The sequence below is a fragment of the Streptomyces sp. SID9727 genome, assembly GCF_010550605.1.
In the GTDB taxonomy this organism is placed as follows: Bacteria; Actinomycetota; Actinomycetes; order Streptomycetales; family Streptomycetaceae; genus Streptomyces.
Genome location: NZ_JAAGNI010000307.1, coordinates 1 through 6,856 on the forward strand (window position 1 = coordinate 1; position 6,856 = coordinate 6,856).

Sequence of the window (6,856 nt, forward strand, 5' to 3'; positions counted from 1 at the left end):
GTCCGGCGCCGCCGGGGCCGGGCGCGGCCTCCCGGGCCGGGCCCGCGTCGACCAGCCCAGATACGTACCGCAGCTTCCGCAGAAGTCCTCGTCCTCCGCGTTCGCGGCGCCGCAGGTCGGGCATGGGCGGGTCATGAGGGGCTCCCTGTGATCTCGACCCGGCAGGTCAGGTGCGCCGGGCAGGAGGCGCGGACCACCGCCAGGACGCGGGCCTCGTCCAGGGCGCGGTCCGACCGGACCCGGACGAGGAGTTCGCCCGTCGGGGCGGGCGGCAGCGCGGAGTCCGGCTCGGACGACCACGTGACGCCGCCGCCGTCCTGGATGTCCGCCTCCACGCCGAAGCAGAGGCGCAGGTGGTCCGCCAGGCCCTGGCGGGTGCCCCGGCGGCGGTGGATCTCGACGGCGCGGGCGACGGCGGCGCGGCGGCGGTCCTCCGGCCAGGCCGGGTCGATGCCCGCACCCACCCAGGAGGAGAGCCAGGGCAGGAAGTCGTCCGGGGTCAGGGCCGGGTCGAAGTAGGCCGGGAGGTTGTCGAGCGTGGACAGGACCGGGGCGAGGACCGTGTCCAGGCCCGCCGTGAAGCGCTGGGCCAGGTCGTCGTCCGCGTACAGGGCGGGCAGCAGCGCGCCGATCGGGTAGCGGCTGGGGAGGCCGGGGACGGCGGCCCTCGTCATGAGCGCCCCCCGGCGGCGGTGACCGCGATCTGGTGCTGGTGGGAGAAGACCAGCGCGTTCGGGGCCACGTCGATGCGGTCCACCGCCCCGCCGCGCCTCCCGGTGAGCGGGTCGGCGGGGAACAGGCGGACCTCGTCGACCAGGCGGACGCCGGGCACGGCCTGGAGGGCGGCGAACACCTCCCCGTACTGCACGGGCCTGCCGAACGGCCAGCCGGTGCCGTCCGCCCCGCCCCGCAGCGGGTCGATGAGGCGGAAGAGCGCGTCGAGCGCGGCGGCCCGGACGCGGTCCGTTTCGCCCTCGTCCGCGACCAGGCCCGCGACGACGGTGACGCCCTGGTAGGCGGGGGGTTCGACCACCAGGCGGGTGCCGACGAGCCGCCGTTCGTCCAGGCGTCCGGCCACCGCGGCGAGCACGGAGTCCGGCGGGATCAGCTGCTCGAAGCGGAGCCGGCCGCCCTCGTCCGGGACCGCGTCGGGCACGACCAGGACCCGGACCGCACCGCCCTCGCCGGGGGCGGCGGGCAGGCAGCGGACCCGGCGCAACGAGGGCGCGGCCTCGCGGGCGATCGCCTCGTGGTCCTCGGCGGTGACGGCCCGCTCCTGGACGCGGAGGATCTGCGGCGCGCGCAGCTTCGCGTTCTCGACGGTCTCGCCGTCGACCCCGCCGCCCGCCGCCTCCCGGTTGTCGACCCCGGCGACGTACGGGACGGAGCTGCGCAGGACCCGGATCGCGCCGCGCGCCACGTTGCCGGCGGCGCCGCCGCCCGTGCGGTAGCGGGCGAGGCGGATGTGGGCGCCCTTCGCGGGCACCGCCCCGTAGGCCCGCATGGTGCCGTCCGCCTCGCGCACCTCGGGCGGGAAGGCGAACCGGCCCGCGACGGCGTCGATCAGCACGTGCCGGTCGCCCGGTCCGGAGGCGCCGAAGTGCTCGACCGGGGTCCAGGTCTGCCAGCCGTCGGCCGACGACACCTCCACGAGCGGCGGTTCACCGTCGAGCAGGACGGGCGTCCGGGGCGCGGCGAACGTCTGGCCCGCCACGCCCTCGGAGGTCCCGAGCGGCACGTCGTGCACGGTCTCCGCGTGCTCGACGCCGGCCGTGCCGCCGACGGTGAAGACCTCGGCCTCGCGGATCGTCGGGGACTCGGAGTAGAAGGGCTGGCCGGGGGCGGCCTCGGTGACCCGGCAGCGCAGCCAGCCCGCGCGGATGCCCGCGGTGACGGACTCGGTGTGCCCGGCGGGCACGAACACCGCGATCTCACCGGGCTTGTTGAGCCCGCCGGTGGAGTCGACGCCGGTCGCGCACGCCACCCAGCGGGCACCGTCCCACGCCTCCCAGGCCAGCGGCGGCTGCCGGGGGTCGACGCCGACACCCTCGACCCGGCTGTCCAGGCGTACGGCGACGATGCAGCGGGGCACGGCGGTGGGCAGCCCGAACAGGAGGGCGTCGCCGGGCTGGGGCCGGGCCTGGAAGCAGGGGATGTCCCGGCCCTCGGCGAGCGGCGCGGTGCGGTCGGTCTGCTCACCGGACGCCGGGACCGTGACCAGGCGGACGAGGGAGCTCGGCACGATCGCCAGGTCCTCGCCGGTCGAGAAGACGACCGCGTCCTCCGTCTCGCCGCGCGCGGTCGCCACCTCCGTGCCGGCCGGGAGGCGCACGGTGTCCGGCTGGGGCGCGGACAGCCAGAAGTCGACGTCGGCGCGGGCGGCCGTCGGCGGGAACAGCCGCACGCCGAGCAGGTCCAGGAAGGCGAAGTAGTTGCGGTCCGGCACCCGGTTCAGCCGGTACAGGAGCTGGTCGACCATGTAGGCGAACGTCTCGATCAGCGTGACCCCGGGGTCCGACACGTTGTGGTCGGTCCACTCGGGCGAGCGCTGCTGGACGTACCGCTTGGCCTCGTCCACGAGCTGCTGGAAGCGGCGGTCGTCCAGATTGGGCGGGGTCAGGGACATCAGCGGGCTCCCGCCTCGGGGATCGTATAGAAGGGGAAGACGAGGTTGCGCAGGTCGTTGGTGGACCGGACGGTGTAGTGCACGTCGATGTAGAGCGTGCCTTCCTCGACGGTGTCGTACGCCACGACCACGTCCCGGACCTCGATGCGCGGTTCCCAGCGCTCCAGGGACGTGCGCACCTCGTGGGCGATCCGCCCGGCGGTCGCGCCGTCGCCGGGGGCGAAGACGTACTCGTGGATGCCGCAGCCGAACTCCGGGCGCATGGGGCGTTCGCCGGGAGCGGTGCCGAGGATCAGGCCGATGGCCTCCTCGATCTCCTGCTCGCGCTCGACCATGCCGATGCCGCCCGTGGCGCCCACGCGCAGCGGGAAGCCCCAGCCGCGCCCGATGAAGCCGTGCCCGCTCATACCGGGCCCCCGATCAGGACGTTGGGCGCGCCCATGACGATCTTGGCGCCGCAGGTCGTGGTGTCGCCCATGCGGGCGGCGGGCAGCCCGCCGATCAGGACCGCACCGCCGACGGCCGCCGCCGGGTTCGGCATGACGACGTTCCCCGGGCCGAGCAGGGCGTGCGGGGGCACGACGCACACGTGCAGGCTTCCGGTGACGGCGGCCGGCTTGCCGCCGATCAGCACGGTGGCGACGGCGACCGCGCCCGGGGGCGGGGTGCCGATGACGCCCCCGTGGACGGTGGGGTCGCCCGTACGGGCTGCCTGGGGCATGGCTGTTGGTCTCCTCGGTGGGGCGGGGCGTCAGTTGATGCGGACGAGTGCGGCCTTCAGGACGGCGAGCAGGCCGCCGTCGACGGTGACGCCGGTCTTGCCGTTGACGGTCACCGACGCGCCCTTCACATGGACGTTCCCGGCACCCGCGTCGAGCGTGATCCCGGTGCGGCCGAGCGACAGGGAGCTGAGGACCCGGGAGGTGCCGCGCGCGTACACCTTGAGCGCGATCTCGCCGCGCCGCTCGTCCAGCACGACCTCCAGCTGCTCGTCACCGGTGGCGAGCCGGACGCCGGACGGGCCGCGCGGGGTGTCGAGCAGTTCGATCCGGTTGCCCGAACGGGACACCAGGGAGCGGCGGTTGACCTTGCCGCTGGTCGGGTCCACGAGCGGGACGTCGTGCGGGGACGGCTTGTCGACGCCGTTGTAGAGCCCGCCGAGCACGTACGGGCTGTCGATCAGGCCCTGTTCGAAACCGACCAGCACCTCGTCGTTGACCTCGGGGCTGAACACCCCGCCGCCGCCCTGCCCGCCCCACTGCACCGTGCGGACCCAGTCCGTGACGTAGGTGTCGTCCAGCCAGGGGAACTTCAGCCGCACCGAGCCGCGCTCCTTGCCCCGGCCCTCCCGGATGTCGGTGACGACGCCGATCGCGAGGCCCGGCATGCGGGGGCCGGGCACGGGTGCGCCCTGGCCGCCGGTGAGGCCGGACAGCGAGCGGTCCGGGTCGGTGCTGACCAGGACCGTCGTACGGTAGCCGTCCTGCGGGTCCAGGGTGTGGTGGGCGGCGGTCGCGGTGTAGCGCCCGGCGAACGCGGGGCCGACGTTGCCGAGGGCGACCGGTTCGCCCGCCCGCAGCTTCGGGTTGCCCTCGGCGACCGCCTCGATCTCGCCGAAGCCGGAAGCGACCCGTCCGGCCACGGCACCGGCGACCGCGCGGGCCTCGGCCTGGGTCCGGTACGGGGTGTCGGCGACGGTCATCCGGGCGTTCTTCCCGAACAGGGCGGCGGCCGAGGACGGGTTGGTGCCCGGGGTCACGGTGTCGGAGCGGACGGACTGCTCCCGGGCGACCAGCCGGACCTTGTTCTCCACGTCCCAGCCGCGCACCTCCACGCTGTCCGCCCCGTCCGCCCCGGTCAGCACGGCCCGGAGCGCCAGCAGGTTGCGGCCGTACTCCAGGACCATGGGGTGCTTGGCGGCGGAGGTGGACGGCGCCGGCGCCGAGGCGGCGGGCTTCGGCTTCGCGAACTGGAGCACGCCCTTCTCGTCCACCCGGACGTGCGCCCCGCACTCCCCCGCGAGGTACTGGAGGAAGTCCCAGTCCGAGATGTTCGGCTGGGTCAGCTGCTTGTACATGACCGGGGCCGCCTCGACCTTCCCGCACGGCAGCCCGGCTCCGGCGGCGACCTTGCGGACGATGTCGGCGGCCTTCATGTTCCGGTACGCGACCACCTTGCGGCCGCGCTTCAGCCGGTGCGCCTTGGAGAACGCGCGGACGACGGTGAACGAGCCGGTGGTGTCGCTGTCCAGTTCCAGCGCGGTCACCTCGCCCGTGAACAGCCGCTCGCGCGCCCGTTCCTGGACGGTGACCACGGAGATCTTCAGCTCGGTGCCGATCGTGATGCCGGTGGCGGTGAGCAGCGTGTGGTACGGGTCGCGGTACGTCAGGACGGCGCTGTCGGGCAGCCCGATGTTCTCGTCCACGGCGCAGCTCACCAGCTGGGCGGCCCACGCCTGGGGCAGCTCGGCGGGCGCCTCCACGATGGGGTCGGCGGCGAAGGAGCGCGCGGGGCCGGTCATCGGGCGGCCTCCGGTACGCCTTCCTCGGCCGCGCCGTCCTCCAGCGCGGGCACCAGGAGTTCGCTGCCCGGGGGCAGGTGCATGGGGTCGTCGATGCCGTTGGCCTCCGCGATCGTGCGCCAGGCCGTGGCATCGCCGTACTCGCGCCAGGCGAGCAGCGGCAGGCTGTCCCCGGCGACGACCGTGTGCGTGCGCCGCGCCTCCCGCGAGCCGGACGTCGGGTTCTGCCCGGCCGGATCGACGCTCGCCTCCTCGATGGACAGCGAGCAGGTGGCGCGCAGCGGCTTCCCGTCCACGTCGAACAGTGTGTACGAGACCGAGAGGCTGGACAGCACCCCGTCGAACGACGTGGTCCGCGAGGTCCCCCAGTCGAACCGCACCCAGGGGCTCGACGGCTTCTTCCGGCCCAGGCTGCTCGGCGTCGGCACACAGGCCGTCATCAGCTGCTCGACCGCGTTCTCCACGGAGTTGTCGTGCGTGGCGGTGGCGTCCAGGAACACGTCGAGCGACAGCGAGCGGGGTCCGCTGCCCACGAACTCGGGCAGCGCGGACTCGCCCGCCGTGCGGGACGGGGTACGGCGCCACTCGGTGGACTTGCGGAGGGAGAGCGTCGCCGGGTTGAACTGGAGCGTCAGCTGGGCGAGGGTCCCGCCCGGCTTGGCGCCGACGTCCGACGGCGGCTCCATGATGGTCAGTTGTGCGCGGGTACGGCTCGTGCGGGCTGCGGCTGGCACGGTGTCCCTCCTTCCACGACGTGTTCTCGCCGGTTCATCAGGAGGTCACCAGCCCCTCGTGCGCGATCTCCAGCGTCTCGACCGCCGCCTGTGAGCTGGCCGGATCGAAGGAGGGCCCCTGCCAGCGGACCGGCACGATCCCCTGGATCTGCCAGCTGACGATCCGGGTGAGGTTGGGGCGCAGGGCGACGATCTCGCCGTCCTTGCGTTCGACGCGCTGCGTCGTCTCGTTCAGCCAGCGCGCGATCTTGAGCGTGTCGGCGGTGACCGGGCGGGTCAGCGTGATGTTGGTCCAGGTGATCCGCCCCGGCAGCTGCCAGGTGTACCCGTTGTTGCCGCCCTCGGCGTACTGCTCGATCTCCACCTCGGCGCCCAGGCCGGAACAGGTGTGGAACGCGCCGAGGTCGCTCCCGCCGATGGTGAGCTTGAAGAACACGCTCGTCGCGAAGATGTTGTCCGTCATCCGTTGCTTTCCTTCTCCAGCGCTTCCCTGTCAGCGGCGGCCGTCGTACGGACGTCCGGAACGTTCGCGGCCCCTCCGCAGATCGGCCCTGAGGAGCCGGGCCACGGGGTCGATGAGGCGTCGGGCGAGGTCTTCGACGTCCACGTTCGGGACGCGCTCGGCGGGCCGTTCGGGCGCCGGGCCCTGGGCGGCCTGCCGCTGGACGACGGTCACCGGCACGCCGGCGAGACCGGCCTGGGCCACGGCGCGCTGGACCGCCTGCGTGTTCGCCTGCGCGTTCCCCTGCGTGGCTGGTGACTGGCCGGTCCGGGGAGCGGACGGCCGTACGGCGAGGGGCTGCGGTACGCCGGCGGGGGCACCGCCCGCCTCCGGTTCGGGCCCCGGGGCGGGGGATCCGGTCTCCGCCACGACCGGCATCGCGAGGCGCTGCACGGGGGCGGCGGAGCCGCCGGGGTGGGAGGTGCCGGGCGGGTGCGGGCGGACGACCGGGGCCGGGGGGGCGGGTTCCGGCG

Annotated in this window: 8 protein-coding genes; all 8 read right to left on the bottom strand. The window is 74.4% G+C overall.

Annotated elements, in window-relative coordinates; translation table 11 throughout:
- Window positions 1–131: 131 nt before the first annotated feature.
- On the bottom strand, window positions 132–674 hold the full coding sequence (locus G3I41_RS20300; RefSeq protein WP_164401799.1) for a phage tail protein: 543 nt from the start codon (window positions 672–674) through the stop codon (window positions 132–134).
- Window positions 671–2,626: a putative baseplate assembly protein gene (locus G3I41_RS20305; RefSeq protein ID WP_164401801.1), complete on the bottom strand. Its 1,956-nt coding sequence runs from the start codon at window positions 2,624–2,626 to the stop codon at window positions 671–673. Before G3I41_RS20305 ends, G3I41_RS20300 begins: the two co-directional genes overlap by 4 nt.
- A complete protein-coding gene (locus tag G3I41_RS20310) occupies window positions 2,626–3,033 on the bottom strand; it encodes a GPW/gp25 family protein (RefSeq protein WP_164401803.1) in 408 nt (135 codons plus the stop codon). The genes G3I41_RS20305 and G3I41_RS20310 overlap by 1 nt, the downstream gene beginning before the upstream one ends.
- Window positions 3,030–3,347, bottom strand: a complete 318-nt coding sequence (locus tag G3I41_RS20315; protein WP_164401805.1) for a PAAR domain-containing protein — start codon at window positions 3,345–3,347, stop codon at window positions 3,030–3,032. The genes G3I41_RS20310 and G3I41_RS20315 overlap by 4 nt, the downstream gene beginning before the upstream one ends.
- A gap of 30 nt (window positions 3,348–3,377) precedes the next feature.
- Window positions 3,378–5,147, bottom strand: a complete 1,770-nt coding sequence (locus tag G3I41_RS20320; protein ID WP_164401807.1) for a VgrG-related protein — start codon at window positions 5,145–5,147, stop codon at window positions 3,378–3,380.
- Window positions 5,144–5,833: a LysM peptidoglycan-binding domain-containing protein gene (locus G3I41_RS20325; RefSeq protein ID WP_164401811.1), complete on the bottom strand. Its 690-nt coding sequence runs from the start codon at window positions 5,831–5,833 to the stop codon at window positions 5,144–5,146. Before G3I41_RS20325 ends, G3I41_RS20320 begins: the two co-directional genes overlap by 4 nt.
- 85 nt (window positions 5,834–5,918) lie before the next feature.
- Window positions 5,919–6,344 carry a phage tail protein gene (locus G3I41_RS20330; RefSeq protein WP_164401809.1) on the bottom strand — a complete coding sequence of 142 codons (426 nt, stop codon included), beginning with the start codon at window positions 6,342–6,344 and terminating at the stop codon, window positions 5,919–5,921.
- Between the two features lie 30 nt (window positions 6,345–6,374).
- The coding region (locus tag G3I41_RS36460; RefSeq protein ID WP_239081740.1) for a hypothetical protein at window positions 6,375–6,856 on the bottom strand (482 nt) is incomplete at its 5' end.